This window comes from Frigoribacterium sp. CFBP 13712, assembly GCF_014842255.1.
In the GTDB taxonomy this organism is placed as follows: Bacteria; Actinomycetota; Actinomycetes; order Actinomycetales; family Microbacteriaceae; genus Frigoribacterium.
Window position 1 is genome coordinate 168,186 of sequence record NZ_JACYVH010000004.1, and the last position, 25,324, is coordinate 193,509.

At 71.8% G+C, this 25,324-nt stretch carries 21 protein-coding genes; 10 read left to right on the forward strand and 11 right to left on the reverse strand.

Annotated features, from left to right (window positions below; translation table 11 throughout):
• Positions 1-44: 44 nt before the first annotated feature.
• Both IFT51_RS09160 and IFT51_RS09165 read right to left on the reverse strand, forming a co-directional pair.
• Complete coding sequence (locus tag IFT51_RS09160; RefSeq protein ID WP_197981943.1) at positions 45-1,001, reverse strand: carbohydrate ABC transporter permease; 957 nt, start codon at positions 999-1,001, stop codon at positions 45-47.
• Entirely contained in the window at positions 998-3,040 is a 2,043-nt protein-coding gene (locus tag IFT51_RS09165) for a beta-galactosidase (RefSeq protein WP_371740748.1), read from the reverse strand. The genes IFT51_RS09160 and IFT51_RS09165 overlap by 4 nt, the downstream gene beginning before the upstream one ends.
• 253 nt (positions 3,041-3,293) lie before the next feature.
• Between IFT51_RS09165 and IFT51_RS09170 the strand changes: the two genes are divergently transcribed.
• Together IFT51_RS09170 and IFT51_RS09175 are read left to right on the forward strand one after the other, a co-directional pair.
• Positions 3,294-4,316 carry a LacI family DNA-binding transcriptional regulator gene (locus IFT51_RS09170; RefSeq protein ID WP_192060780.1) on the forward strand — a complete coding sequence of 341 codons (1,023 nt, stop codon included), beginning with the start codon at positions 3,294-3,296 and terminating at the stop codon, positions 4,314-4,316.
• Between the two features lie 595 nt (positions 4,317-4,911).
• Positions 4,912-5,634: an HAD family hydrolase gene (locus IFT51_RS09175; RefSeq protein ID WP_192060781.1), complete on the forward strand. Its 723-nt coding sequence runs from the start codon at positions 4,912-4,914 to the stop codon at positions 5,632-5,634.
• Positions 5,635-5,760: 126 nt separating this feature from the next.
• Here the strand turns inward: IFT51_RS09175 and phoA are convergent, their stop codons facing one another.
• Entirely contained in the window at positions 5,761-7,767 is a 2,007-nt protein-coding gene (gene phoA / locus IFT51_RS09180) for an alkaline phosphatase (RefSeq protein ID WP_371740749.1), read from the reverse strand.
• Positions 7,768-8,033: 266 nt separating this feature from the next.
• Here phoA and IFT51_RS09185 point away from each other — a divergent pair, with 266 nt between their 5' ends.
• Both IFT51_RS09185 and IFT51_RS09190 read left to right on the forward strand, forming a co-directional pair.
• The gene (locus IFT51_RS09185) at positions 8,034-9,437 is read left to right on the forward strand and encodes an MFS transporter (protein ID WP_192060783.1); all 1,404 of its coding nucleotides are present in this window, start codon (positions 8,034-8,036) and stop codon (positions 9,435-9,437) included.
• Between the two features lie 188 nt (positions 9,438-9,625).
• Entirely contained in the window at positions 9,626-10,930 is a 1,305-nt protein-coding gene (locus IFT51_RS09190) for a PP2C family protein-serine/threonine phosphatase (RefSeq protein WP_192060784.1), read from the forward strand.
• A gap of 17 nt (positions 10,931-10,947) precedes the next feature.
• On the opposite strand, the gene IFT51_RS09195 is transcribed toward IFT51_RS09190, so the two are convergent.
• The gene (locus IFT51_RS09195) at positions 10,948-11,868 is read right to left on the reverse strand and encodes a hypothetical protein (protein WP_192060785.1); all 921 of its coding nucleotides are present in this window, start codon (positions 11,866-11,868) and stop codon (positions 10,948-10,950) included.
• Positions 11,869-12,086: 218 nt separating this feature from the next.
• Between IFT51_RS09195 and IFT51_RS09200 the strand changes: the two genes are divergently transcribed.
• The 3 genes from IFT51_RS09200 (at position 12,087) to IFT51_RS09210 (ending at position 15,259) form a co-directional block, all read left to right on the forward strand.
• Positions 12,087-13,058 carry a hypothetical protein gene (locus tag IFT51_RS09200; protein WP_192060786.1) on the forward strand — a complete coding sequence of 324 codons (972 nt, stop codon included), beginning with the start codon at positions 12,087-12,089 and terminating at the stop codon, positions 13,056-13,058.
• Between the two features lie 59 nt (positions 13,059-13,117).
• Positions 13,118-14,014, forward strand: a complete 897-nt coding sequence (locus tag IFT51_RS09205; RefSeq protein ID WP_371740750.1) for an endo alpha-1,4 polygalactosaminidase — start codon at positions 13,118-13,120, stop codon at positions 14,012-14,014.
• A 216-nt stretch (positions 14,015-14,230) separates the two neighbouring features.
• Positions 14,231-15,259: a hypothetical protein gene (locus IFT51_RS09210; RefSeq protein ID WP_192060787.1), complete on the forward strand. Its 1,029-nt coding sequence runs from the start codon at positions 14,231-14,233 to the stop codon at positions 15,257-15,259.
• Here the strand turns inward: IFT51_RS09210 and IFT51_RS09215 are convergent.
• The 3 genes from IFT51_RS09215 to IFT51_RS09225 are packed head-to-tail and all read right to left on the reverse strand — an operon-like array spanning position 15,243 to position 18,858.
• Entirely contained in the window at positions 15,243-16,088 is an 846-nt protein-coding gene (locus IFT51_RS09215; RefSeq protein ID WP_192060788.1) for a transglutaminase family protein, read from the reverse strand. The genes IFT51_RS09210 and IFT51_RS09215 overlap by 17 nt on opposite strands.
• Entirely contained in the window at positions 16,085-17,014 is a 930-nt protein-coding gene (locus IFT51_RS09220) for an alpha-E domain-containing protein (protein ID WP_192060789.1), read from the reverse strand. The genes IFT51_RS09215 and IFT51_RS09220 overlap by 4 nt, the downstream gene beginning before the upstream one ends.
• On the reverse strand, positions 17,008-18,858 hold the full coding sequence (locus tag IFT51_RS09225) for a circularly permuted type 2 ATP-grasp protein (protein ID WP_244637110.1): 1,851 nt from the start codon (positions 18,856-18,858) through the stop codon (positions 17,008-17,010). Before IFT51_RS09225 ends, IFT51_RS09220 begins: the two co-directional genes overlap by 7 nt.
• A gap of 191 nt (positions 18,859-19,049) precedes the next feature.
• Between IFT51_RS09225 and IFT51_RS09230 the strand changes: the two genes are divergently transcribed.
• Together IFT51_RS09230 and IFT51_RS09235 are read left to right on the forward strand one after the other, a co-directional pair.
• Complete coding sequence (locus IFT51_RS09230; RefSeq protein ID WP_192060790.1) at positions 19,050-19,262, forward strand: hypothetical protein; 213 nt, start codon at positions 19,050-19,052, stop codon at positions 19,260-19,262.
• Positions 19,263-19,453: 191 nt separating this feature from the next.
• Positions 19,454-20,449, forward strand: coding sequence for an NADP-dependent oxidoreductase (locus IFT51_RS09235; RefSeq protein WP_192060791.1), 996 nt, complete (start codon positions 19,454-19,456; stop codon positions 20,447-20,449).
• Positions 20,450-20,637: 188 nt separating this feature from the next.
• On the opposite strand, the gene IFT51_RS09240 is transcribed toward IFT51_RS09235, so the two are convergent.
• Positions 20,638-21,240: a TetR/AcrR family transcriptional regulator gene (locus IFT51_RS09240; RefSeq protein ID WP_192060792.1), complete on the reverse strand. Its 603-nt coding sequence runs from the start codon at positions 21,238-21,240 to the stop codon at positions 20,638-20,640.
• Between the two features lie 107 nt (positions 21,241-21,347).
• Between IFT51_RS09240 and IFT51_RS09245 the strand changes: the two genes are divergently transcribed.
• Positions 21,348-22,058: an SDR family oxidoreductase gene (locus IFT51_RS09245; protein WP_192060793.1), complete on the forward strand. Its 711-nt coding sequence runs from the start codon at positions 21,348-21,350 to the stop codon at positions 22,056-22,058.
• Positions 22,059-22,265: 207 nt separating this feature from the next.
• Here IFT51_RS09245 and IFT51_RS09250 read toward each other — a convergent pair whose 3' ends face one another.
• The 3 genes from IFT51_RS09250 to IFT51_RS15580 all read right to left on the reverse strand — a co-directional run bounded on the left by IFT51_RS09250 (position 22,266) and on the right by IFT51_RS15580 (position 25,099).
• Positions 22,266-23,222: an SDR family NAD(P)-dependent oxidoreductase gene (locus IFT51_RS09250; protein WP_192060794.1), complete on the reverse strand. Its 957-nt coding sequence runs from the start codon at positions 23,220-23,222 to the stop codon at positions 22,266-22,268.
• A gap of 63 nt (positions 23,223-23,285) precedes the next feature.
• Positions 23,286-23,894 carry a CDP-alcohol phosphatidyltransferase family protein gene (locus IFT51_RS09255; RefSeq protein ID WP_192060795.1) on the reverse strand — a complete coding sequence of 203 codons (609 nt, stop codon included), beginning with the start codon at positions 23,892-23,894 and terminating at the stop codon, positions 23,286-23,288.
• Positions 23,895-24,010: 116 nt separating this feature from the next.
• On the reverse strand, positions 24,011-25,099 hold the full coding sequence (locus IFT51_RS15580; RefSeq protein ID WP_192060796.1) for a septum formation family protein: 1,089 nt from the start codon (positions 25,097-25,099) through the stop codon (positions 24,011-24,013).
• Between the last annotated feature and the right edge of the window lie 225 nt (positions 25,100-25,324).

Consider the following 25,324-nt stretch of genomic DNA (forward strand, 5'->3'; position numbering starts at 1 on the left):
CTTGTCGTCGAACGACTCGGCGGGACGGATGGGGGCGTCGACGGTCACTGGTCGGCCTTCCGCTGGGTCAACCGGAGGAATCCGATCGAGAGGATGAACGTGGCGACCGCGAGGACGACGCTGAACGCGGCCGCGAGGTTGAAGTTGGGCACCGACGACGTCGAGTAGACGAGCATGTTCGGCGTGAACGTCGACGAGATGGTCGACGTGAACTGGCGGAACACGAGCGGCTCGGTGAGCAGCTGCAGGGTGCCGATCACGGAGAAGACGGCGGTGAGCACGATGGCCGGGATCACCAGCGGGATCTTGATGGCGACGGCGATGCGGAACTGCGACGCCCCGTCGAGCCGTGCGGCCTCGTAGATCTCGGTGGGGATCGCGAGCAGCGACGAGTAGATGATCAGCATGTTGTAGCCGACGAACACCCAGGTGACGACGTTCGCGATGGCCCAGAGGACGGTGCCGCCGTCGAGCAGCCCGATGTTCGAGGTGACCGCCGAGAACGGCGACAGGCTCGGCGAGTACAGGTAGCCCCACATGATCGCGGCGATGACGCCGGGCACGGCGTACGGCGCGAAGAACGCGAGTCGGAAGAAGCGCTTGCCGCGGAGGAGGGGCGAGTCGAGCAGCAGGGCGAACAGCAGCGCGAGGAACAGCATCACGGGCACCTGCACGATGCCGAACATCAGCACCCGGAGGATGGACGCCCAGAACTCGGTGCTCTGGAACACCAGCGCGTACTGGGTCAGACCGCCGAAGACCTGCGTCGGGGCCCCGAAGGTGCCCTCGCGCTCGATCTTCTGCAGCGACTGGTACACGGCGTAGAGGATCGGCGTCAGGTAGAACGCGGCGAACAGCACCCCGAAGGGCAGGACGAAGATCGCGATCGCCTTGCGGTAGCGGAAGCCGCGGCGGGGCGCGGTCCTCTGCTTCGGCGCGGATCCGCGCCGTGGGATGTCGGCGGCTCGCGGGTCTCGCGGGCGGGCGGGGGTGACGGTCATGATGCCTTCCGGTCCTGACGGATGATGTGCGAGCCGCCCGCGGCGAGCTCGATGCGCCCCGCCACGTTCTGCTCGGAGACGAGGTCGTAGCCGGCGAAGTCGTGGGCGACGGTCTCGTCGGAGTGGTTCAGCACGAAGACCCACTCGTGCTGCTCGCCGACCCGGCGGACGATCTCGACACCGGGGTGGCCGGCTGCCTCGCTGCGGGCGGGAACACCGGCCTCGTCGACGACCCGGGCGACGAGATCGCCGAGGGCCTCGGCGTCGAGCACGGTCGAGACGTACCAGCCGAGACCGCGGCCGTGGGTGTTGCGGGTGACGGCCGGGCGCCCGGCGAGGGTGCCCGAGGCGTACTCGACGACGGCCTCGGCGCCGACGAGCTCGACGGGCTCGGACCAGAGGCTGCCCGTGGCGCCCGGCAGACCGCCGGCGAGCTCGACGGTGCCGCCGACCGGCAGCGGGGCGAACTCGTCGACCCTGACCCCGAGCATCTCGCGGAACGCACCCGGGTAGCCGCCCGGACGGACCCCGTCGGTCTCGTCGACGATGCCGCTGAAGAACGTCACGAGGGCCGACCCGCCGTCGGCGACGAACGCGTCGACGACGGCCGCGTGCTCGTCGCGCACCAGGTAGAGGCTCGGCACGACCACGAGCGAGTAGCCGTCGAGCGGGGCGCCCGGCGCGACGACGTCGACCGTGACGCCGAGATCCCAGAGCGCGCCGTAGAGGCGGTGCACCTGCTCGATGTACGAGAAGTCGGCCGTGGGGTGCGCCTCGAGGTCGGCGGCCCACCAGTTCTCCCAGCTGAAGACGAGGGCGACGTCGGCGACGACGCGCGAGCCGCGCAGCTCGCCGAGGCGACCGGCCAGGGCGCCGAGACGCACCGACTCGTCCCAGATGCGCGACGACGTGCCGGCGTGCGGCAGCAGCGCGGAGTGGAACTTCTCGGTGCCCTTGACGGAGGCGCGCCACTGGAAGAAGCAGATGCCGTCGGCGCCGCGGGCGACATGGGAGGCGGTGTTCCGGAGCATCTCGCCCGGTGCCTTCGCGAGGTTGCGGGGCTGCCAGTTCACGGCGCCCGTCGAGTGCTCCATGAGGATCCACGGGGCGCCTCCGGCGAGACCGCGGGTCGTGTCGGCGGCGAAGGCCAGCTCGACGACGGGGCGCTCGAGGCGGTGGTCGAGGTAGTGGTCGTTGGCGATGACGGCCATGTCGCCTGCCCAGCTCCAGTAGTCCTGGTTCTTGATGTGGGCGGCGACCATGAAGTTCGTCGTGATCGGCACGGCGCTGACGGCCTCGATGACGGCGGCCTCGGCGCGGTAGTGCTCGAGCAGCGTGTCGGAGCTGAAGCGCTGGAAGTCGATGGTCTGCGCCGGATTGACGAACGACAGGGTCGCCCGTGGGGGCAGCACCTCGGCGAACGCCGAGTAGCGCTGGCTCCAGAAGGCCGTGCCCCAGGCGGTGTTGAGGGCGTCGACGCTGCTGTAGCGCGCCTCCAGCCAGGCTCGGAAAGCTCGGGCCGACTCGTCGCAGTAGCAGAGGGCGTTGTGGCAGCCGAGCTCGTTCGACACGTGCCAGAGCTTCACGGCGGGGTGCCGACCGTAGCGCTCGGCGGTCGCGCGGACGAGCTGGAGGGCGCGCTCACGGAAGACGGGCGAGCTCGGGCAGTAGGCCTGACGGCCGCCGGGCCACCGCGGCGTGCCGTCCGCGGCCTGGGGCAGCACCTCGGGGTGGCGGGTGGTCAGCCACGGCGGCGGCGACGAGGTGCCGGTGCCGAGGTTGACCCCGATGCCCGCGGCATGCAGCAGCTCGATGACGGCGTCGAGGTCGTCGAAGCGGAAGCGGCCGGGCTCGGGCTCGACGTGCGACCAGCCGAAGATGTTGATGGCGACCAGGTTGACCCCGGCCTCGCGCATCAGGGCGACGTCGTCGACCCAGGTCTCGGGCGACCACTGCTCGGGGTTGTAGTCGCAGCCGAAGACGAGACCGTCGAGCCCGAGATCGAGCGCGGTCTGCTGCGGGAGGGTCTGGGTGAGCACGGGGCCTCGGCTTCGTCGGCGGGCGATCCCCCACCGACTCGAGGCCGGAGCCCTTCGTCTGTGAAGGTTCACACATGATGTCTGTGATCGTTCCCACATTCGCGACGGCAAGACCGCGGCGACAATTTCTGGGAAGGTTCACAGAGTAAAGCCCACCCATCGCGGATTTGTCAACATCACTCACGTTCTCCTTCGTCCACAACCGCTCGTTCCGGCCTCACGACCCCTCTCAGGCTCAGCTAAGGTGACTCCCATGTCCGGTCCGAGATCCCCGAGACGCCGGGCCACGATCCACGACGTGGCGGCCGAGGCGGGCATCTCGCGCGGCACCGTCTCGCGGGTGCTGAACAACGAGCCGTACGTGTCGGCGCAGGCGCGCGAGGCCGTCGAGGCGGCCGTGGCGAAGGTCGGCTACGTGCGCAACGCGGCGGCCCGCAACCTCGTCACGCAGCGCTCGCGGGCGATCGCGCTGATCGTGCACGAGCCGCACTCGGTCGTGCTCGACGATCCCAACATCGGCAACATCCTGATCGGCACGAACGCCGTCCTGTCGCAGGCCGACCACCAGCTCGTCACCCTGATGATCGACTCGCAGCGCGACAGCGACCGGGTCATCGAGTACCTCCGCGGCGGCTTCGTCGACGGGGCGATCATCCTGTCGGCCCGTACGGGCGACCCGATCTCCGAGGCGGTCGCCGAGCTGCGCCTCCCCGCGTCGTTCGTCGGCCACCCGCCCGACGCCCCCGACATCCCGTTCATCGGCATCGACAACCGCGCCGCGGCCGAGGCGATCGTCCGCCGCCTGGTCGACACCGGTCGGCGACGCATCGGCATGCTCGCGTCCGGGCTCGACCGCGACTCGGGCGAAGACCGCCTCGCCGGGTTCCGCACGGCGCTCGGAGACCTGTTCGACCCCGACCTCGTCGTCCGCAACCCGTTCTACAGCTACACGGCCGGGGTCGACGGCATGTCCGAGCTGCTGCGCCGCGACCCCACTGTCGACGGAGTCTTCGCGGCGTCCGACGCCGTCGCCGCCGGGGCCCTCGACGTGCTGCACCGCCGCGGCATCGAGGTGCCCGCGCAGGTCGGCATCGTCGGCTTCGACGACAGCTCGTGGGCCCTCCGCTGCACCCCGGCCCTCTCGACCGTGCGCCAGCCCGCCGAAGACCTCGGCCGCCGCGCAGCCCAGCAGGTGCTCGACCAGCTGGGCGGCGCCGACCTGCCCACCACGGGCGTGCTGCTCCCCACCGACATCATGTGGCGCGACAGCGCCTGACAGGCACAGCGCGCGACAGCGCCTGATGGGTACTGTGCGCGACAGCGCCTAGTCGAGCACAGCGCGCGACAGCGGCTGACAGGCACAGCGCGCGACAGCGGCCGTGGTGGTGTGCAAATCCCGACAGAATCGGCCGAAATGATGGCGTTGAGCCGCCAAAAAGGCATCTGAGCAGTGTCTTTGTCGGGTTTGGCACACCCGGCCGGGCATGCGCGGTCGGGTTCGGCACGCCGAGGAGGCGCGGCGAAGTCCTCGAGACAGCCGGCAGTCGGGTTCGGTACCAAGGAAGCGCGGGCGAAGTCCCCCAGACAGCCGGCAGTCGGGTTCGGTACCAAGGAGGCGCGGGCGAAGTCCCCCAGACAGCCGGCAGTCGGGTTCGGTACGTAGGAGGCGCGGGCGAAGTCCCCGAGACAGCCAGCGGGCGGGATCGGCAGACGTGCCCGGGTTCTGCAGCCGCGCCTCCGAGTCCGGAGGGCGCACGGCCTGGCCGACCCGCGCCTCCTGGGCGGCGGAGACGGTCTCGCAGGCCCCGCGCCCGCGCGCGAGCCCGCACCCGATCGGAACGCGATGCGTGCAGCGGGTGCAAGGTTGTCCGATGACGTCCACACCGCACGACTCCCCCGACACCGCCGACTCCCCCGACACCGCAGTGCTCTTCGACATCGACGGCACCCTCGTCGACTCCAACTACGCGCATGTCGACGCCTGGTCGCGGGCCTTCGCCGAGGTCGGTCACCCGGTGGACAGCTGGCGGATCCACGGCTCGATCGGCAAGGACTCGTCGCTGCTGATCTCCGGTCTGATCGGGGACGATGCCGACGACGACCTCGTCGAGAAGGTGAAGGACGCCCACACCCGCTTCTACGACGAGCACCTCGGCGACGGCGGCGACCTGCACGTCCTCGACCGCGCGACCGACCTCCTCGAGGCGCTCGCCGGCCGCGGTCACTCGGTGGTTCTCGCGACGAGCGCACCCGAGAACGAGTTGAAAGCGCTGCGCTCCTTGCTGCAGATCGAAGACGCCCTCTGGGCCGTCACCTCGAGCGAAGACGTCGAGACCGCCAAACCCGACCCGGGCATCGTCGAGGTCGCCCTCGAGAAGGCGGGCGTGCCAACCGCGCAGGCGATCATGGTCGGCGACGCGGTGTGGGACGTCGCGGCGGCCCACCGCGCCGGCGTCCGCTGCATCGGTGTGCTGAGCGGCGGATTCTCGCGCGACGAGCTCGTCGAGGCGGGTGCCGACGAGGTCTACGACGACGTCGCCGATCTGCTCGACTCGCTCGACACCAGCCTGATCGGCCGACTCGGCCGCGAGTAGTCCGCGGACGCCGCGCACACGACGAAGTGGACGAGACGCCGCCGTGTCGCACGGTGTCTCGTCCACTCGGAGGTACGCGCTGGGCGCTCGTCGCGACGCGCTGCGCTACGCGCTGCGCGCTGCGCGCTACAGCTGCGACCCCAGGTCCCCGTTCGCCGAGGCGAGCTGCTGCTGCTGCTGGCGACGACGGCGGGCCACGAGCACGGCGCCCGAGGCGACGAGCATCAGGGCGAGCAACAGAGCCGGCAGCGCCTCCGACCCGGTGAAGGCGAGCGGTCCGGAGCCGGCCGTGCCCGCACCACCCGCGCCGCCCGCGCTGCCGTCATCCGCGCCCGGCACGACGCCGGCGGGGTCGGTCGGCGTCGCCGACGGGTCGCCCGGTGCCGGGGTCGCCGACGGGGCCGCCGTCGGGGCCGGCACGACCGCTCCGTCGACGACCGCGACGACCGTGCTCAGGAAGAGGCCCGACTGCACGCCGGTCAGGGTGACCGTCGCGGTCCCCGCCTCGGCGGGAGCCGTCGCGCTGACCGTCACGGTGCCGTCGACCACGTCGACCAGCCCGAGGTCGACCGGGTCGCTGCCGTCACCCGCGTCGAGCACTGCCCGCACCTGACGGTCGCCGCCCAGCCCTGCGGCCGAGACCGTGAACTCGCTGTCGGGCGCCACCTCGGTCGGACCCGAGATCGTCGCGTCGGCGCTCAGTCCGTCGAGGTCGCGGTCGAGCTCGAGGGCGTTCGCGATGGTGAAGAAGTTGTCGGTCTGGTCGATCAGGCCGACCACGTTGCCGGCGCCGGGGCCGTAGCCCGCGACCCGCAGCTGCGATCCGGTGTGCTGCTGCGATCCGCCGGCCGCGGCCGTGCCGTAGGCGATCTTCATCGTCGTGCCGTCGACCGTGGTCAGCGCGGTGCTGAGCGTCGCGGGCGGCGTGCTGTCGACGATCTGGCTGGTGTGCGCGTGGTCCGCCGTGACGATGACCATCGTGTCGCCGTCGGCGATCGCGAAGTCGAGCGCGGCCCGCACGGCCTCGTCGAGGTCGAGCACCTCGCCGATCTGACCGCAGGCGTCGGCGCTGTGGTCGCGCTTGTCGATCGAGGCGCCTTCGACCTGCAGGAAGAAGCCCTCGTCGCCGGTGTCGAGCAGGTCGATCGACTTCTCGGTGAGCGAGCGCAGCGAGAGGTCGGTCGAGAGGCGCTGGGGGTTCGGCGTGCAGGTCTGCGGTGCGAGGTCGGCGCCGCCGACGGTCGCGGTCGTGGCGGCGAAGCGCGTCGGGAAGTTGCCGTCGGTGAACGTGCCGAGCACCGGGGCCGTCTGGTCGGCGGCGGCCAGGGCGCCGAGACCCGCGGCGTCGCGGACGATCTGGTAGCCGCGGTCGGCCGCCTGGTCGAACAGGGTCTCGCCCTGCCACTGACCGGCACGGGCGGTCTGCGTGAACGACGCCGCGCCTCCTCCGAGGGTGACGTCGGCCCGGGTGCCGATGATCTGCTCGCTGATCGAGCCGAGACCGCCCTGGTCGAGGGCGTCGGCGCCGCACTGGGTCACCGAGTCGGGGCCGTAGCAGCTCCGCGCGGCGACGTGGGCGGCCTGCACGGCCGGGGTCGCGTCCTGCAGCTCGGCCGTCGACACGTTGCCGGTCTTCTTGCCGTTCGCCTTGGCGATCTCGAGCAGGGTGTCCTGCGGGACACCGTCGATGTCGACCGAGATCGCGTTGTCGTACGTCTTCGTGCCGGTGGCCCAGGCCGAACCGGTCGCGGCGGAGTCGGGCACGTAGTCCGGCTTCCCCTTGTTCGCGCCGTCGCGGTACAGCGAGTAGGTCGTGTACTGGCCGGTCAGCGGCAGGGCGTCGATGCCGGGCAGCTGCCCGCCGGCGCCGTAGGCGTAGTTGCGAGCCGAGGTGATCTCGGAGTCGCCCATGCCGTCGCCGATCAGCAGGATGACGTTCTTCGCCGGTCCGCCCTTCACGGAGTCGAGCAGCACCTGCGTGCTGTCGTCGATGCTGCGGGCGGCGCCGCCGTTCTCGGCGACCTCGGCGGGCGTCGCGGCGGACGCCACGGTGGGGACGAGGGCCAAGGAGGCGCTGATCGCCACCGCCCCCGTGATGAGGGCCGCGCGGCGGCGGCGGGTCGTGGGGGTCACTTCGTGCTCCTGCTCCAGGTGATCGACGGTGCGGGTCCACCCCTGATCGGGGGACCGCATCAGTCGACCGGTCCGCCGATAACACCGCGTGTCGTCCGGGTGTCCGACAGGTGTCGGGCCACGGAACGCACTGCGCGCGCCGCAGACTTGCGCCATCTGCACCGATCGCGGCGGGGACCCGGGCGGAGCGATTATCGTGGCTCCTCGATGACCGACACCGCGCCTCCTCGACTCGAGACCGCCGTCGTCCGTCCGCAGGGCGTGTCGTGAGCACGATGTTCCGCAGCCTCTCGCTGGTCAACTACCGGCTGTGGTTCGCCGGCGCCCTCGTGTCGAACATCGGCACGTGGATGCAGCGCACGGCGCAGGACTGGCTCGTCCTCACCGATCTGACCGACGACGATGCGACGGCGCTCGGCATCACCATGGCGCTGCAGTTCGCGCCGCCCATCCTGATGGTGCCCGTCACGGGGCTGATCGCCGACCGGTTCGACCGGAGACGGCTGCTGATGGTGACGCAGCTGAGCATGGGCCTGCTCGGACTCGCCCTCGGCCTGCTCGTGCTGACCGACACGGTCGAGCTCTGGATGGTCTACGTCTTCGCTCTGCTGCTCGGCGTCGCAGCCGCCATCGATGCGCCCGTGCGGCAGAGCTTCGTCTCCGAGCTCGTCCCGCCCGGTCATCTCACCAACGCCGTCAGTCTCAACTCGGCCTCGTTCAACGGCGCCCGCCTGATCGGCCCGGCCGTCGCGGGGGTGCTCATCGCGACGATCGGCACGGGCTGGGTGTTCATGATCAACGCCGGCTCGTTCGCGGCGGTGCTGCTGTCGCTGCGGTTCATCCGGGTGGCGCAGCTCGAGCTGAAACCGGTCGTCTCGCGAGCGAAGGGCCAGATCAGAGAGGGGTTCCGGTACGTCCGCGACCGTCCCGACCTCGTGGTCGTCTTCGTCATGGTGTTCGTGATCGGCACCTTCGGCCTCAACTTCGCCATCTTCACCTCGACGATGGCGAGCGTCGAGTTCGGCACCGACGCGAGCGGCTTCGGCCTGCTCTCGTCGTGCATCGCCGTCGGCTCGCTGGTCGGCGCCCTGCTCTCGGCCCGACGCGAGCGGCCCCGATGGCGCGTGCTGATCGCGGCCGCGCTCGCCTTCGGCGTGACCTGCCTCGTCTCGGCCCTGATGCCGTCGTACTGGAGCTTCGCCGCCGTGCTCGTCGCGGTCGGGCTGTCGTCGATCACCCTCATGACGACGGCGAACGCGACCGTGCAGCTGACGACGGCACCGAGGATGCGCGGCCGCGTCATGGCCCTCTACATGGCGGTCTTCACGGGTGGCACGCCGCTCGGCGCACCGGTGGTCGGCTGGGTCGCCGACGTGGCCGGCCCCCGCTGGGCCATCGGCGTGGCCGCCGCCTCGGGCTTCGTCGCCGCCGCCGTGGCGATCGTGTGGCTGATCCGGGGTCGGCATCTGCGCGTGCATCGGGTGCTGCCCGACGACCCGGCGGTCGCGACGGGCGCGCTTCCCGTGGTCGGTGCGGGGCGGTTCCACTACACGCTGCAGCACGACGGCGACGCCGCGGGGCAGACCGCCGCGCGCGAGCGCGCCGCGCGCGAGCAGGCGGCCCGCGATCTCGGTCTGGACGAGGGGACCGCGACGGATCGGCCGACCTGACCCGCGCCTCCTCGGGCCGACGGTTCTGTCGACCCGCGCACTGGGGGCCCACCGGCCCAGCGCTCCGCCTCTAGGGTGAGTGGTGAGGATGTCCCAGCATCTAAACTGGACGGACCTTTCCACCTCTTCGTGCGACGGGTACCACAGGCACGAAACGGACGGTCACCGCCGCCCGCGAGGGAGGACGCATGTCGGATCAGAGCACCAGCGGGCCTCGGTCGCGGTTCCTCACCCGGGCAGCCGAGCGGATCACGACCCGCCGCCTCCCGTTCGTCAAGCAGGCGTTCATCGCCGCGCTCATGCTCGCCGCGGGCGTGCTCAGCACGAGCGCGCCGTGGCTGACGGTGACCGACGCCGTCGCCCTCTGGTCCGGGGTCGCCCTGGCGGGCCTCGCCCTCGGCTTCGCGCTCGCCATCGACCGGGGCGTCGTGCCGCTGCGCTGGGAGCTGCTGATCCCCGCCGCCGACTTCGTCGCCGTGGGTCTCCTCCGGCACGGCACCGGCGACAGCCGATCGGTCTACCTGAACTTCGTGCTGCTGCCCATCGTCTGGATCGCGGCCAACCCGGGACGACGCCACGTCGTCTACCCGGCCATCGGTTCGTCGGTCACCCTGCTGATGCCGTTCCTCTTCGACCCGTCGGGGCCGCCGTCGAGCGAGGTCGTGCGACTCGTGCTGTCCGTCGTCGTCTACGGGACCCTCGCGGTCGCCGTGAACGAGCTGGCCCGGCAGGCCGAACTGCGCCTCACCCTGTCGCAGGCCCGGCGTCGCGCGGTTCAGGGCGAGCTCGACCGCGCCGCCGTGGTCCAGCAGTCGCTGCTGCCGCCGGACGCGTCGACCCTGCCGAACTCGTTCTCGGTCTTCGGCGCGTGCGTGCCGGCCCGCACGGTCGGCGGCGACTTCTTCGACTGGTACCCCACCGACGACGGCATCGCGCTGACCCTCGGCGACGTCATGGGCAAGGGCGTCGGCGCGGGCATGATCGCGGCAGCCGTCCGGGCGGTCATGCGCAGCTCGGCCGACGAGTCGGACCCTGCGACGGCCCTCAAGCGCGCCTCCACGGGGGTCGAGACGGGCGGTCTCGGGGTCGACACCCAGTTCACCACCTGCTTCCATGCCCGGATCGGCATGGACGGCGTCATCCACTGGTCGGACGCCGGTCACGGCCTCGCCGTGCTGCGCCGCGCAGATGGAACGGTCGAGCGGCTGCGCTCGCTCAACCTGCCGATCGGCATCGGCACGGAGTGGACGACGTTCACCACGCAGGCCCGCGCCGGCGACACCCTGATCTGCGTCAGCGACGGCGTGCTCGACCTCTACGACGACGAGCTGGAGGCGGTCAACCGCTTCGAGGACCTCGTGCGTCAGACGCCCGGCGCGGCCGCCATCGTCCACTCGATCGCCGCCACGGCCGGGTTGGAGGAGCGTCCCGACGACGTGACGGTCATGGCGGCGACGTTCGAGCCGGCCCGCACGACCCCGACCCGCGACTAGACGCTCCCCCCGAACGGCTACCGGTCGAAGAAGTCGCTCAACCCGGGGATCTGGAAGTTCGAGCCGAACTCGCTCGCCTGCTCGCCGAGACCGCCGACGAAGTCCCCGCCGCTCGCGGCGAGGTCCTCCCCGCTCGCGGCGAGACCGTCGACGCCCTCGAAGCCGCCCAGCCCCTCGAGACCCTCGAACCCGCCGGTGAACTGCTCGAAGTCGACGCCCGAGGCGAGGGCGTCGGTCAGCAGCGGTGCCGCGACGGCGCTGAGGGCCGCCCCGCCGGCCACCGCGAGCGCGAGGCCTCCGAGTGCGGCGACGCCGGCACCGGCGGCGGCACCGGCCGCCACCTTGCCCCCGCTGCTGCCCAGCACGCGCTTCATCAGCCCGGGCCGGGCGACCTCGCCGCGGGTCGCCGAGCGGGCCAGGTCGGCCGGGCTGCTCGACGCCGGGCGATCGCCGGCCGGGGACTCGGCGGTGAGACGGGCCAGCACCTGCTCGCGCTGCGCGGGCGTCAGTCGCTCGAACGCGTCGCGGTGCACCTGCTCGAGCTGCTGCGGAGGCGCGGTCTGAAGGAGGTAGTCGTACTTGGCGAGCGCCTGCCGGTCGGCGGGCGACAGCCCGGCACCGGATCGTCCGTCGCGAGCCTGCCCGGGGTTCTGCTGCCGGGGCGCGCCCTGGCCGTAGCCCTGCTGGCCCTGGTCATAGCCCTGGGGCTGGCGGTCGTAGCCCTGGTCATGGCCGTAGCCCTGCTGGCCCTGGCCGTAGCCCTGGCCGCCCTGCCCCTGTCGGTCGTCGCCCGTCACCTTGTCGGTGACCTTGCGGACCATGTCGCGCCAGTCCGTCGACCCGGAGGCCGAGCCTGATCGCGCACCCGAGCCGCTCCCGGAGTTCGAGTTGTCGAGCGCGCGCTTGGCGGCGCCGATGAGTCGTGAGAAGTCAGCCATGCGTCGATGCTGTCGACCCCGGATCGGAGAAGACCCCGCGAACCCCGTGCAACCGCCCGGAACGTGCGCACTGTGCACGACACAGCGCCTCCTCCGCGCACCCGTGCTCACCCGCGGAGCTCTCCCGAGGACTACATTCTCAGCAGGGCTGCATCACCCTGCCCGTCCCATCCGGGCCCGTAAGGCCCGTCCGTCCCGTCCGCAAGAGGAGGTGCCCCATGAACAGAGTCTCCGCAGCAGTCACCGCCGGACTCGTCATGAGCGCCGCCGGTCTGCTGATCGCCCTCGCCTCGACCTTCCGGCTCGTGCAGACGGGTCTCTTCACCGGCGACTACGTCGCCCCCGGCCAGCTCGACTTCGAGGCCGTGGCGTTCGCCGTGCTCGGCATCGGCCTCTTCGTCTCAGGGCTCGCCTTCGCCCTGGTCGGTCTCGCCGACATAGTCCTCGGCGCCCTGCCCGCCGACTCGGTCGAACCGACCTCCGACCCCGCCGAGGAGGCGCGCCAGGCCCCCGCGGACCAGCGCGCGGTCGTTCCCCGCCCGGCTCCGGCTCCCCCGGCCCGCGCCTCCTCCGCTCCCGACCGTGCGGGCTACGAGCCCGCCGCGTACGAGCCGGCCCGCCACGCCTCCGTCCAGGACGAGCCCCGGGGGTACGTGCCCGAGGGGCGCGCACCCGAGAGACCGGCGCCCGTCGACGACGCTCCGGTCGGGCCCAGCGCCGCCGACCGGCTGCGCACCCGGAGTGCGACGATCGCGGCCGCGGCCGGACCGATCGCCAAGTCGGGGTGGGACCGCGTCCGCAGCGGCAGCCGGGCCGCCGGGGCCGCGACCGCCGCCGGGGCGCGCGCCACGGGGGATGGCATGCGCCGCGCCTCCTCGGCCGCTGCGGCCCGTGCCCGCGAGAACGCCCGCGCCCTCGCCGCCGCGCGCGAGGTCGACCGCCAGCGCGACCTCGAGCGCGAGGAGGCCCTGACCAGCGCCCGCGCGAGGTTCCTCGCCGACCGCCATTCGCCGACGACGCCCGCTCCCACGACGCTGCGCCCGGCGAACCTGCCTCATGTGTCGCCGCGTCCTGCGGAGCAGCGACCCGTGTCGAAACGCCCGGCAGGGCAGCGCCCGGCGGAGCAGCGTCCGGCGGAGCAGCCGCCGACCGCCGAGACGCCGACCGGCTCCGGCACCCGACTGCGCTGACTCCACAGGTCGGCCGTCGACCCCGACGGCGGCTCGTCGTCGTGACCTAGGCTCGGCTCGTGCCGAACACCATCGAACCGACCTCTCCTCGCAGCCTCGCCCGGGTCCGCTCGACCCGCCGATCCGCCCGCTTCGGGGCCGCTCTCGCGACCTGCGCCGTGCTCGTGCTCGGGGTGACCGCCTGCTCGACGGGGTCGGGTGACGGTGCGGCCAGCGCCTCCTCGTCCGAGGTCGCCCTGCCGCCGACCGGCGCGGGGTTCGATTACCAGTTAGGAGGCGCGTCGGCCGTCCCCGACGGAGCCTCGGTCGTCGCACGAGACAGCACCGACGAACCCGCCGACGGCGCCTACGGCATCTGCTACGTGAACGGATTCCAGACCCAGCCGGGCGTCGACTGGCCGAGCGATCTGCTCGTGCGACTGCCCGGCGGCGAACCGCTGGTCGACCCGAACTGGCCCGACGAGCACATCCTCGACATCGCGACCGACCCGAACCGTCAGGCGATCGCCGCCCGCCTGGCGACCAGCATCGACGGCTGCGCCGACGCCGGCTACCAGGCGGTGGAGTTCGACAACCTCGACTCGTGGACCCGCTCCGACGGCGCGTTCGACGAAGACGACGCGGTCGCCTACGCGACGCTGCTCGTCGCCGAGGCCCATGAGGTCGGTCTGGCGGCCGCGCAGAAGAACACGGCCGATCTCGGCGCCCGCGGTCGAGACGAGATCGGCTACGACTTCGCGATCACGGAGGAGTGCGATCTCTTCGACGAGTGCGACACGTTCACCGACGTGTACGGCGCGCTGGTGTTCGACGTCGAGTACACCGACGACCTGCGGGGCACGGCCGCCGAGGTGTGCGACCGCGTCGCCGCGCTCGACCCGGCGCCCACGACGATCGTGCGCGACCGCGACCTCGTGCCGGCCGACGACCCGGCCTACGCGTACACCGCCTGTTGAGCCGCGCTGCGCTGCGCTGCTTTGCGCTGCGCTGCGCTGAGCTGAGCTGAGCTGCTTTGCACTGCACTGCACTGCGCTGCGCTGCGCTGCGTGGAGCTACTCGGGGTGCGGCGGGTTCCCGTCATCGGCGGCGGGTCAGCGCTGACCCGCCACGGATGACGGGAACCCGCCGAACCGCCGAGAGACCGCCCGGGGGCCCGCCCTAGACTCGCGGGCATGAGGCGCCACCTTCGCTGGATCATCCCCCTCGCCGCCGGCGTGCTGGCCGTCGTGGTGCTGCCCCTGATCGCCGGCGCCATCACCTCGAGCACGAGCACGAGCACCTCCTCGTCGACCATCGGCGCGACCCTCGGGTCGAGCATCGCCTCGCTGGCCGTCGTGCTCGCCATCCCGGTGTGCGTGGTCGTCGCGGTCGTGCTGACCGTCCGTGGCGCGATGCGCACCTTCCGCGACTGGCGTCACCGCACCGGGCGCTACACGCGATCCGAGCGCAGCGCCGAGCTCGTCAGGGTCGACCGCGCGAGCGCGAGCGAGGCCGCCTGGGCCGAGGCGCGACGCCTCCGCCGGGCGCTGCTCGATCAGCAGGTGCCGCAGACCATCCCCGTCTGGGAGGTCGTGCCGCAGCCGGGCGAGGTCTTCTTCTACAGCGTGGGGGTCGAGTACGAGCGCTACTACGGTCAGACCGTCGCTCAGGGCGGGGGCAGCAGGTTCTTCGTCGGCAGCCCCGCGTTCGTGCTCGCCGGGCTCGCCGTCTCGACGCTGAGCAACGCCTCGGCTCGGCGATCGGCCGAGGCGCAGGCCCGCGACCAGTGGCGCGAGCACCAGGACGTCCGTCTCGTCGTGTCGAACCAGCGTCTGATCTGCCTGGCGGGCGGGCAGTGGGTCAGCTTCCACTACTCGGCGATGACGGCCGTCTACCCCGAGGTCGGCGACTGGGCCCTCGTCTGCGAGTTCGACGGCATCACCTCGCCGCTGCGTCTGCGGGGCGTCGACGCCCCGATCGCCGCCGTCATGACCCTCTTCGGCACCCACGGCCTCGACGGGGTCGCGAACCACCCGAGCCTGCGTCCGCTCGACGCCGAGCTCGCCACCACGACCCGACCGGGCAGCACGAGCACCGCCACCGGCACCAGCACCGCCACCGACACCGACACCGACACCGACACCAGCCCAGGCACCGGCACCGGCACCGGCACCACCCTCCCTGAGCCCCCCGACCCGCCGGCCCTCACGCCTCGCGGGTGATCTCCACCGTCACGAACAGCTTCGAGTTCGACGACCCGGCGTACACCCCGCGCAGCGGCGGCACGTCGCGGTAGTCGCGCCCCTGGCCGACGATCACGTGCCGCTCCCCGATGTCGATCAGGTTGGTCGGGTCGTAGCCATGCCACGAGCCGCAGAAGTACTCGACCCAGGCGTGCGACTCCCCCGTCACCGTCTCGCGCAGCTCGGCGTTCGGCTTCGGGTGCAGGTACCCGCTGACGTATCGGGCGGGGATGCCGGCGGCTCGCAACGCGCCCACCGTGATGTGGGCGATGTCCTGGCAGACCCCGGCCCGCGCCTCCCACGCCTCCGAGGCCGTCGTCTTCACGTTGGTGACCCCCGGCAGGTAGGCCACGGCGTCGCCGAGGCGTTCGCAGATCGCGAGCCCCGCGGCGCAGGGCGACGAGGCGGTCGCCGCGATCTCGCGCGCGAGGGCGACGAGGTCGTCGGGCGGCGTCGTCAGCGGCGTCTGCTCGAGGTGCTCGACGAACTCGGTGGTGGCGCCGGCGACCTCGGCCAGCTCGTGCCAGTCCATCGCGGAGTCGGGGTGCACGACGGGTCGCACCTCGACCAGCGACGTGGCCGTCAGAGAGAGCTGGCGGTGCGGCAGCAGCACCTCGAACGACGACACCCGGGTGCCCCAGTAGTCGACGTACTCGTGGGTCGCGGCGACCGGTTCGATGCGCAGATGCGACGAGATGACGAACTGCCCCTCGGTGTGCGCGGGCAGCATGCGCGCCTCGTTGTAGCTCGCGACGGCCTCGCCGAGGTACGAGAACCCGGTCTGGTGCCTGATGCGCAGTCGGCTCACGACCGACCACCCACCCAGGTGGGTGCGGCGCTGGTCGGGAAGTACCGCTGACGGATCGCCTCCGACGCCGCGCTGGTCGCCTCCTGCACGACGTCCATCTGACCGGGCAGGTCGTCGAGGATCCGCCCGATCGGCTTGTACTCGAGCTCGCTGCGCATCTGACCGAGGATGCGCACCCCGCTGTCCGACGCCGCCACACGATGGTTCGCGGGCTCGACCTCGCGGAGGCAGGCCTCGGCACGGCTGATCGCGAACAGGACGCTGCGGGGGAAGAGCCGGTCGAGCAGCAGGAACTCCGCCGCGTTGCGCGCGCTCGGCACCCCCTTGTAGGTGCGGAGGTACGCCTCGTAGGCGCCGCACGAGCGGAGGATCGTCGTCCACGACGGCCCCGACGCCTCGGTCAGCGTGCGGGTGGCGAGCAGTCGTGCCGTCATGTCGGCGCGCTCGATGGAACGCCCGAGGGTGAAGAACTGCCACACCTCGTCGCGACTCGTGGCCGACTCGATGATGCCCACGGCGAGGGCGCTGCGTTCGCGCACCCAGGCGAAGAACTCGTGCACCTTGTCGTCCGCGACCTTGCGGGGCATGCGGGCTCGGGTGGTGTTCAGGCACTCCCACAGCTCGGTCGAGACGATCTCGCGGGCCCGGCGGGCGTTCTCGCGGGCGGCGCCGAGCGAGTACGCGATCGACGCCGGGTTGTGCCGGTCGACCGCGAGCATCGAGAGCACGTCGCCCCGGGTCAGCGACACGTCGGCGGGCGCCTCGCTGCCCATGACGGCGAGGAGGCTGCGGCAGGCGGTGTCCTCCTCGATCCACGGATCCTCGAGCAGCAGCTGGAGGTGCACGTCGAGGATCCGCGCGGTGCCGTCGGAACGCTCGATGTACCGGCCGATCCAGAACAGGCTCTCGGCGATGCGGCTCAGCATGGGGTTCCTTCCGAAGTGGGTGCCCCGAGATCGGAGCGGGGGCCCGCAGGAGGCGCGGGTCGGCCTCGTGAACCGACCCGCGCCTCCTCGGCTCGTCGCTGTTGTTGCTGCTGCTGCTCGTGCTCCTGCTGCTGCTGGGCCTGCTGGTCGTTGCGGGGGTCGTCCTGCGGGGCGTGATCGGGGCTGTGGTCGCCGTGCGGCGAGGCGTCGGCGATGATCGGGATGGACTGCGTCGGCGTCGTCTGCTCGGCGATCAGGGCGCTGACGTCGTGGCCGGCCCAGGCGTTGACGTCGCCGCCGACGATCCAGGTGTCCTTCGAGCCGCCGCCCTGGCTGCTGTTGACGACCAGCTCGCCTTCGGGCAGGGCGACCCGCGTCAGACCGCCGGGCAGCACCCAGACGTGGTCGCCGTCGTGCACGGCGAAGGGCCGCAGGTCGGCGTGCCGGGCGCGGAGCCCCTCGTCGACGAGGGTGGGGATGGTGCTCAGCTGCACGACCGGCTGCGCGATCCAGCCGCGCGGGTCGGCCAGCAGCTGCGCGCGCAGCACGTCGAGCTCGCGTCGGCTCGCGGCCGGGCCGACGACCAGCCCCTTGCCGCCCGAGCCGTCCACCGGCTTGACGACCAGCTCGTCGAGCCGGTCGAGCACCTCGTCGAGAGCGCCCGGGTCTTCGAGACGCCAGGTGCGGACGTTCGGCAGCAGCGCCTCCTCGCCGAGGTAGTAGCGGATCAGCTCGGGCAGGTACGTGTACACGAGCTTGTCGTCGGCGACGCCGTTGCCCACCGCGTTGGCGATCGTCACGGTGCCGAGGCGGGCGGCCATCAGGAGGCCCGGCGAACCCAGCACGGAGTCGGCCCGGAACTGCAGCGGGTCGAGGAACTCGTCGTCGACCCGCCGGTAGATGACGTCGACGCGCTCGGGGCCGCCGGTGGTGCGCATGAACACCCGGCCGCCCGAGCAGTAGAGGTCGCGGCCCTCGACCAGCTCGACGCCCATCAGACGGGCCAGCAGGGTGTGCTCGTAGTAGGCCGAGTTGAAGACGCCGGGGGTCAGCACGACGACGGTGGGCTCGTCGACGCCCGACGGCGCGCTCTTCTTCAGAGCCGAGAGGAGGCGGTTGGGGTAGTCGCCGACGGGCCGCACGCGCATCGAGACGAACAGCTCGGGCAGGGTCTGCGCCATGACGCGACGGTTCGAGATGACGTAGCTGACGCCGCTCGGCACCCGCACGTTGTCTTCGAGCACGCACCAGGCGCCCGCCTCGTCGCGGATCAGGTCGATGCCCGACACCTGGATCCGCACGCCGTTGGCGGGCTCGATGCCCGCCGCCTGACGGTGGAAGTGACTCGACGAGGTCAGGAGGCTCGCGGGGATGACCCCGTCGGCCACCGCGCGCTGCGGCCCGTAGACGTCGGCCAGGAACGCCTCGAGCGCCTTGACCCGCTGCGCGATGCCGGCCTCGACCCCCGACCACTCGTCGTGCTCGACCACCCGCGGCACGGCGTCGAGGGGGAACGGGCGCTCCTCCCCCGCGAAGTCGAAGGTGACGCCCTGGGCGAGGTACGAGTCGGCGAGCGCCGCCGTCCGACCGCGCAGGTCGTCCTGCGTCATGGCCTCGAGGGTCGCGTGGATGTCGGCGTAGGCGCGGCGGGCCTGGCCGTCGGTGTCGAACATCTCGTCCCACGCGCGGGGCGGGGTGCGGGTGCTGGCGGCGGTGCCGGTCGTGCGGGTGCCGCCGCGTGCGCCGCCGCGGGCGCCGTCGTGCGCGCGGCTGTGCGCGCCGCTGTGCGAGCCGCTGTGCGCGCCGCCCCGAGTATCGCCGTAACCACTGAAGAGGTCGCCCATGCGCTCGACGGTACCGACGGGGTGTTGCGGGGGTGTTTCCGGTCGAGGGCGGGGGTGTTGCGCGGTGCGGCGCGGTGTGGCGGCGGCCCGGCGGCCGGCTCCGGAGAGGGTCGCCGAGGCGTCGGCGGACATCCGCACAGCCCGGAGGACTAGCGTCGTACCGACCACAGATCGCCCACCGGGAGGACCCCATGCGTTTCCGTTACCTCGTCATCGCCGTCATCGCGTTCATCGCGTACACCTACGGAGCCAAGGCCGGCAAGGGTCGCTACAAGCAGATCTCGAACTACCTCGACTCGTTCTGGAACGACCCCAAGGTGAAGAAGGCACGCGCCGTCGCGAAGAAGGACGTCGCGAAGGCGCGCAAGGCGGCCGTCAAGAAGGCCTCCAAGCTCAACCGCTGAGGTCGGTCGACCTGAGCCCCTGAGGTTCGGTCGCCGCCCTCACGAGAAGAAGACCCCGGTGCTCGCACCGGGGTCTTCTCCGTCTGCGGACGCGTTCTCGTCGTGTGATTTTGCTGCCGGTCTTGACAATGCTACTGAGTTGACTCAGTGTTGAGCGTGGTCATATCGACCCCCACGTCAGGAGACACCCCATGCGAGCGTTCATCGTCGACCAGTACAAGCAGCCTCTGCACGAGGCGGATGTCGCCGAACCCGTCGTCGGCGACCACGACGTCCTGGTCAAGGTCGTGGCCGCAGGTTTGAACCAGCTCGACGAGAAGATCCGCAAGGGCGAGTTCAAGCTGATCCTGCCGTACAAGACCCCCTTCACCCTCGGCCACGACGTCGCCGGCACGGTGATCGGCGTCGGGGCGAAGGTGCGGTCGGTCAAGCCCGGTGACGAGGTCTTCGCCCGCCCGCGCGACCCCCGCATCGGCACGTTCGCCGAGCGCATCGCGGTCGACGAGGCCGACGTCGCCATCGCGCCGTCGACCATCAGCCCGGTCGAGGCCGCCTCGCTGCCGCTGGTCGCCCTGACGGCGTGGCAGGCCCTCGTCGAGAAGGGACGGGTCGGCCCCGGGCAGAAGGTGCTGATCCACGCAGGGTCGGGTGGCGTCGGGTCCATCGCGATCCAGCTCGCGAAGCACCTCGGCGCGACCGTGGCGACCACCGCCTCCTCGGCGAACGCCGACTTCGTCCGAGAGCTGGGCGCCGACGTCGTCGTCGACTACCGCAGCCAGGACTTCGCGACCGAGCTGTCGGGGTACGACTTCGTGCTCGACAGCCTCGGCGGCGAGAACCTCGAGAAGTCGCTGCGCGTTCTGCGACCCGGCGGCAAGGTGGTCGGCATCAACGGCCCGCCCGACCCCGCGTTCGCGAAGCAGGCCCGACTGAACCCCGTGCTCCGACTCGTCATCGCCGGCCTCAGCCGCAGCGTCCGCAGCAAGGCCCGCAAGCTCGGCGTGACCTACGAGTTCCTCTTCATGCGCGCCGACGGACGACAGCTGCGCGAGATCGCCGCGCTGGTCGAGTCGGGCGCCATCCGACCCGTCGTCGGGGCGACCTTCGCCTTCGCCGAGACACCGGCGGCGCTCTCGGCGCTCGGCACGAGCAGCATCCGCGGCAAGGCCGTCGTCACCGGGGCGTGACCGGGCCGGATCCAGCTGCGCTCAGCGCCCTGCCGGAGGCACCTTCGACGTCGGCCTGACCTCGGCGCTGTCTGAGGCGGCTTCGACCTCGGCGCGGGTGCAGGGGCGGTTGCGTGAGCGGGGTTGCGGATGCCACAGCGACTGCGGGTGCAGGTGTGTGGCAGGTGCGGCTGCCGAGCCCGGCGAGGTCAGCGCGGCAGCACCACCTCGAGCTGCGCGCTGATCGTGGCCACGACCTCTGCGACGGTCGTCGCCTCGTCGACCGCCGAGGCCATCGCGACGAGCTGGACGGCCGACACGACGTGGGCCAGCGTCGCCGCCTGCGCGGCCTCGACGCCCGACCGGTCGGCGATCACCTCGGTGATCAGCGCCTCAGTCCGGGCGACGATCGAGAGGGCCTCGGCATGGTGCGGCTCGGCAGGGTCGCCGAACACCATCTCGCGCAGATACGTGCGGCCGTTCTCGACCTGAGCCCGGTTGCACTCGACGATCGGCGTGACGACCGCCAGCACGGCGTCGAGCGTGGTCGTGGCCTCCGCGGCGGCGACGCGGCCGCGTTCGAGCGAGCGGGAGTAGTTGTCGTTCTGCGCGAGCAGCAGCAGCTCGCCCTTCGTCTTCGCGTAGAGGAACAGCGTGCCGGCGCCGATGTCGGCCGCCTCGGCGATCTGCTGCGTCGTGACGTCGTCGACGCCGTGCTGGGCGAACAGGTCGGAGGCGGCTCGGGTGATGCGCTCGAGCTTCTCCTGCTTGTTGCGCTCACGCCGACCGGACGGCGCGGATGTCGACGACATGGATTCTCCTGGAATAGAAACTGACTGCACTCGATTATGACAGTAGTCAGTCCGAGGCGGTCCGATCGGGGCCGCCCCATCTTCGCATCATCGACAGGAAGACCCTCATGACCTCTCTCACCAACGCCGTCGTACTCGTCACCGGAGCGAACGGGGGCATCGGCACCCGGTTCGTCGAGGCCGCACTCGCCCGCGGGGCCGCCAAGGTCTACGCCACCGCTCGCACCCCGCGCACCTGGGACGACGAGCGCGTCGTGCCGCTCACGCTCGACGTCACCGACCCCGCGTCCATCGCCGCGGTCGTGGAAGCCGCCCCCGACGTCACCGTCCTGATCAACAACGCCGGCGCGAACGCCCCCACACCGGGCATCCTGAGCCACACCGACGACGAGATCCGCGCCAACGTCGAGACGAACTTCTTCGGCCCGCTGTTCCTCGCCCGGGCCTACGCGCCGCTCCTCGCAGCCCGCGGCGGCGGCACGGCGATCATCGACATCCACTCCGCGCTCTCGTGGTTCGCCGTGGCCGGCATCTACTCGGCGACGAAGGCCGCGCTCTGGTCGGCGACCAACTCGCTGCGGCTCGAGCTGCAGCCCGCCGGGGTGCAGGTCGTCGGCGTGCACGTCGGTTACGTCGACACGGCGATGGCCGCCGGCGTCACCGACGCGAAGACCGACCCGGCCGACCTCGTCGCGCAGGTCTTCGACGCGACCGAGGCGGGCCAGCACGAGGTCTTGGCCGACGACACGTCCCGTCAGCTCAAGGCCGGCCTCTCGGCCCCGCTCGAGGCGGTCTACCCCCAGCTCGCCCAGAGCTGACCGGCACGCCGACGTGCGAAACTGACCGGCATCGAGGTGACCCGGAAGGGTAGTCCGGTGCCTTCAAGGACACCCTTCGGGTCACTTCGATCGCCAGGCGCGAAACTGACCTGCACCGAGGTGACCCGAAAGGGTAGTCCGGTGCCTTCAAGGACACCTTTCGGGTCACCTCGATCGCCAGCGCGGCGCAGCGCAGCGCGGCGCGGACTAGCCGAGCAGCTGCTCGCTGAGGCCCCAGAGGCGGTCGGCCTGCTCGGTGTCGAGGGCGTAGCCCTTCACCCCGCGGCCGGGGGCGTCGTCGCTGAACGGCTCGGCCTCGTTCACGTCTTCGAAGTAGCGGGCGCCGACGCCCTCGACGAGCGGGTGCACTGCGACGAACACCGACGTCGCGGCGCCCTGCTCGGTCGACTTGAACGCCGGGTTCGGCGTGCCGTCGGCGTCGATCCAGCCGCGGTCGATCATCTCCTGCTTCGGCAGGTGACGCTGCAGCGGCGTGATGATGCCACCCGGGTGCACCGCGTTCGCGAGCACGCCGTCGTCGGCCCAGCGGCTCGTGACGCCGACGGCGAAGAGCGAGTTGGCCGTCTTCGACTGGCCGTACGCCGCCCACGGGTCGTACTCGCGGCGCTCGAACATCACGTCGTCGAACACGACCGGCGACCTGTGGTGACCGGTCGAGCTGAGCGACACCAGCCGCGACGGGGATCCCGACGCCTGGGCGCCCTCGACCAGCGCACCCCGCAGGGCGTTCGCGAGTGCGAAGTGGCCGAGGTGGTTGTTGCTGAACTGCAGCTCCCACCCCTCGGGGGTGCGGGTCTCGGGCGTCGCCATGACGCCGGCGTTGTCGATCAGCACGTCGAGCGGGCCCTGCCAGTCGTCGGCGAAGGCCTGCAGGGTGTCGCGCTTCTGCAGGTCGAGGTAGGCGGCCTGCACCGTGCCCGAGTCGGTGGACCGGCGGATGTCGGCCAGCACCTCCTCGGCCTGGTCCATCTTGCGGGCGGCGATGGTGACGTCGGCTCCGGCGGCGACCAGCGCACGGGCGGTCTCGACGCCGATGCCCGACGCTCCGCCGGTGACGACGATGCGGGTGCCGGCGAGGTCGAGCCCCTCGACGACCTCGTGCGCGGTGCTGCGGGCGGTGAACGGTGTGGTGATGCGAGTCATGCTCTGAACGCTACGCCGCCGGTGCCGCGCCGCAGCCAGCTGCCGCGCCGACCGCCTCGCTGCCTAGCGGTCGCGCATGCGCCGACCGAGGGCGACCCCGTAGATCACCGCGGCGACGTAGTGCCCGATCAGCCCGATCACGAGGAGGACGGAGGCGACCGTCTCGACCGTCTGCCCGACCGACTCGAGCCCCGCGGCCCCGTCGACCCGCCCCTGGTCGACCAGCGCGACCCCGACGAGCAGCAGCAGCAGACCCGTGAAGATGAACGCGGTGCGCACCTTGCCGACCCACGTGACCGGGAACGACGCCCCGCCGAACGCGACGAGCGACACGATGCTGAGCAGCACGTCGGGCAGCAGGATCAGCACGAAGACCGGCCAGGGCAGCAGCCCGCCGAGTGCGAAGGCGGCCACGACGGCGATGACGGTCAGCCGGTCGGCGACCGGGTCGAGCCACTTGCCGAGCTCGGAGATCGAGTTCGTCTTGCGGGCGACGAAGCCGTCGACGAAGTCCGTCAGGAAGACGACGGCGATGACCACCATCGACGACCAGTAGTGCCGGTCGACGATCAGCACGATGAACACCGGCAGCAGCAGGAGGCGCACCAGGGTGATCGCGTTCGGCACGGTCCGCCAGTCGTCTTGGCGGAACAGTCGATCGACCAGCGTCACGCGTCGTCCTCTCGCTGCGGCGTCGACTCGGGTGACGACGTGCTCGGTGGGTCGATTCTACGGGGCCGAGCCGCGCCTCCTCGGGGCCGACCCGCGCCTCCTCGGGGCCCTGGCGGTCAGCCGCCGTAGCCGCGCAGGCTGCTCGTCAGTGTCTGGCCGTCGACGTAGAGGTAGCAGCTGATGATGCGGTCGCCCGCACTCCAGCCCTCTTCGGTGGGCTGGAGGAAGTCGTAGCCGATCACGGACTCCTCGAACTCGACGCCCACGAACCCGGGGAACGCGTCGTAGCAGAGCTGGTCGGCGGCCTCGCTGAGGGCCTGATCGCCCGGGAACTCGACGTCGGGCGCCTCGTCTTCGAAGAACACCTCGTTGTCGTGCGGTGTCGTGCAGTCCTGTCGTTCGACCTCGACGACGACCCCGCCGGTGGTGCCCTGGCCGAACGAGAAGCAGTCGCCCAGTCGCAGGTCCTCGACGGGGGTGCCCGAGCCGCTGCCGTCCGCACCGCCGCCCGACCCGCCGTCGGCGCCCGTGCCGCCGCCGGTGCTCGACGCCGCGTCGACGAAGCCGCGCACGGCCCCGATGAGGCCGACGGACGACAGCCCGAGCATCACGATCACGACCACCGCGACGATGGCGATGAGCGGCCGCCGCCGACGCAGCGGGCTGGGCGACCCCTCGGGCGTCGGCTGCCAGTACCCGTCGGGGCCGTGGGCCCGGTCGCGGGGCACGTAGGGGGCGGGCGTCGGCGCCCCGAAGGCGGCGGGCGCGGGGATCGCAGGAGGCGCGGGTCGGCGCGCGAGGACGGCCGGCGCATCCGCCTCGTCGGCCCCCACCGCCTCGGCCCAGCGTCCGACCGAGGCGACGACGGCATCGACGACGACCGCCTGATCGCTGTGCAGCGGCAGCCCGAGGCGCTCGACCGAGCGGTCGGCGACCGGGGTCACACCGGTGGAGTCGGCCGACAGACCGGCGACGAACCAGTCGCGGCCGTCGTCGGCGAGGTCGAGGTAGAGACGGTGGCCGAGACGCAGGCGCAGGGCGGCACCGCCGACGAGGTAGTCGGACGGACGCCCGTCGATCTCGACGCCGGGCAGGGCCCGCCGCAGACGGGCCGCCAGCTGCTCGAACAGCGGCGGCAGATACGAGTTCGTCACGGTCTTCTCCTCGCGGCCGGTGCGGTGCCGCTCGTCGATCGTATCCGCCACCGCCCGGGCGTCTGCGGCGAGTCGCCTGGATCCCGGACGGTGGGCAGGAAGCGCCCTCGCGCGCGACGCGAAGGGCAGGTTCTGACCACCGCGGACGACCCGCACCGCACCGCACCCGCACGGTGGGCAGAAGACGCCCTCGCGCGGGACGCGAAGGGCAGGTTCTGACCACCGTACGGGTGCGGCGGCGGGTGGAGCGCGGGTCGCGGGCGGGCGGACCCGAGC

What these genes read in the sequence shown, in the direction of transcription:
- IFT51_RS09230 (WP_192060790.1), top strand. Translation starts at nt 19,050, where the DNA reads ATGCGTTTCCGTTACCTCGTCATCGCCGTCATCGCGTTCATCGCGTAC.
- IFT51_RS09195 (WP_192060785.1), bottom strand. Translation starts at nt 11,868, where the DNA reads ATGGCTGACTTCTCACGACTCATCGGCGCCGCCAAGCGCGCGCTCGAC.
- IFT51_RS09225 (WP_244637110.1), bottom strand. Translation starts at nt 18,858, where the DNA reads ATGGGCGACCTCTTCAGTGGTTACGGCGATACTCGGGGCGGCGCGCAC.
- IFT51_RS09200 (WP_192060786.1), top strand. Translation starts at nt 12,087, where the DNA reads ATGAACAGAGTCTCCGCAGCAGTCACCGCCGGACTCGTCATGAGCGCC.
- IFT51_RS09160 (WP_197981943.1), bottom strand. Translation starts at nt 1,001, where the DNA reads ATGACCGTCACCCCCGCCCGCCCGCGAGACCCGCGAGCCGCCGACATC.
- IFT51_RS09170 (WP_192060780.1), top strand. Translation starts at nt 3,294, where the DNA reads ATGTCCGGTCCGAGATCCCCGAGACGCCGGGCCACGATCCACGACGTG.
- IFT51_RS09235 (WP_192060791.1), top strand. Translation starts at nt 19,454, where the DNA reads ATGCGAGCGTTCATCGTCGACCAGTACAAGCAGCCTCTGCACGAGGCG.
- IFT51_RS09250 (WP_192060794.1), bottom strand. Translation starts at nt 23,222, where the DNA reads ATGACTCGCATCACCACACCGTTCACCGCCCGCAGCACCGCGCACGAG.
- IFT51_RS09190 (WP_192060784.1), top strand. Translation starts at nt 9,626, where the DNA reads ATGTCGGATCAGAGCACCAGCGGGCCTCGGTCGCGGTTCCTCACCCGG.
- IFT51_RS09175 (WP_192060781.1), top strand. Translation starts at nt 4,912, where the DNA reads ATGACGTCCACACCGCACGACTCCCCCGACACCGCCGACTCCCCCGAC.
- IFT51_RS09220 (WP_192060789.1), bottom strand. Translation starts at nt 17,014, where the DNA reads ATGCTGAGCCGCATCGCCGAGAGCCTGTTCTGGATCGGCCGGTACATC.
- IFT51_RS09210 (WP_192060787.1), top strand. Translation starts at nt 14,231, where the DNA reads ATGAGGCGCCACCTTCGCTGGATCATCCCCCTCGCCGCCGGCGTGCTG.
- IFT51_RS09245 (WP_192060793.1), top strand. Translation starts at nt 21,348, where the DNA reads ATGACCTCTCTCACCAACGCCGTCGTACTCGTCACCGGAGCGAACGGG.
- IFT51_RS09240 (WP_192060792.1), bottom strand. Translation starts at nt 21,240, where the DNA reads ATGTCGTCGACATCCGCGCCGTCCGGTCGGCGTGAGCGCAACAAGCAG.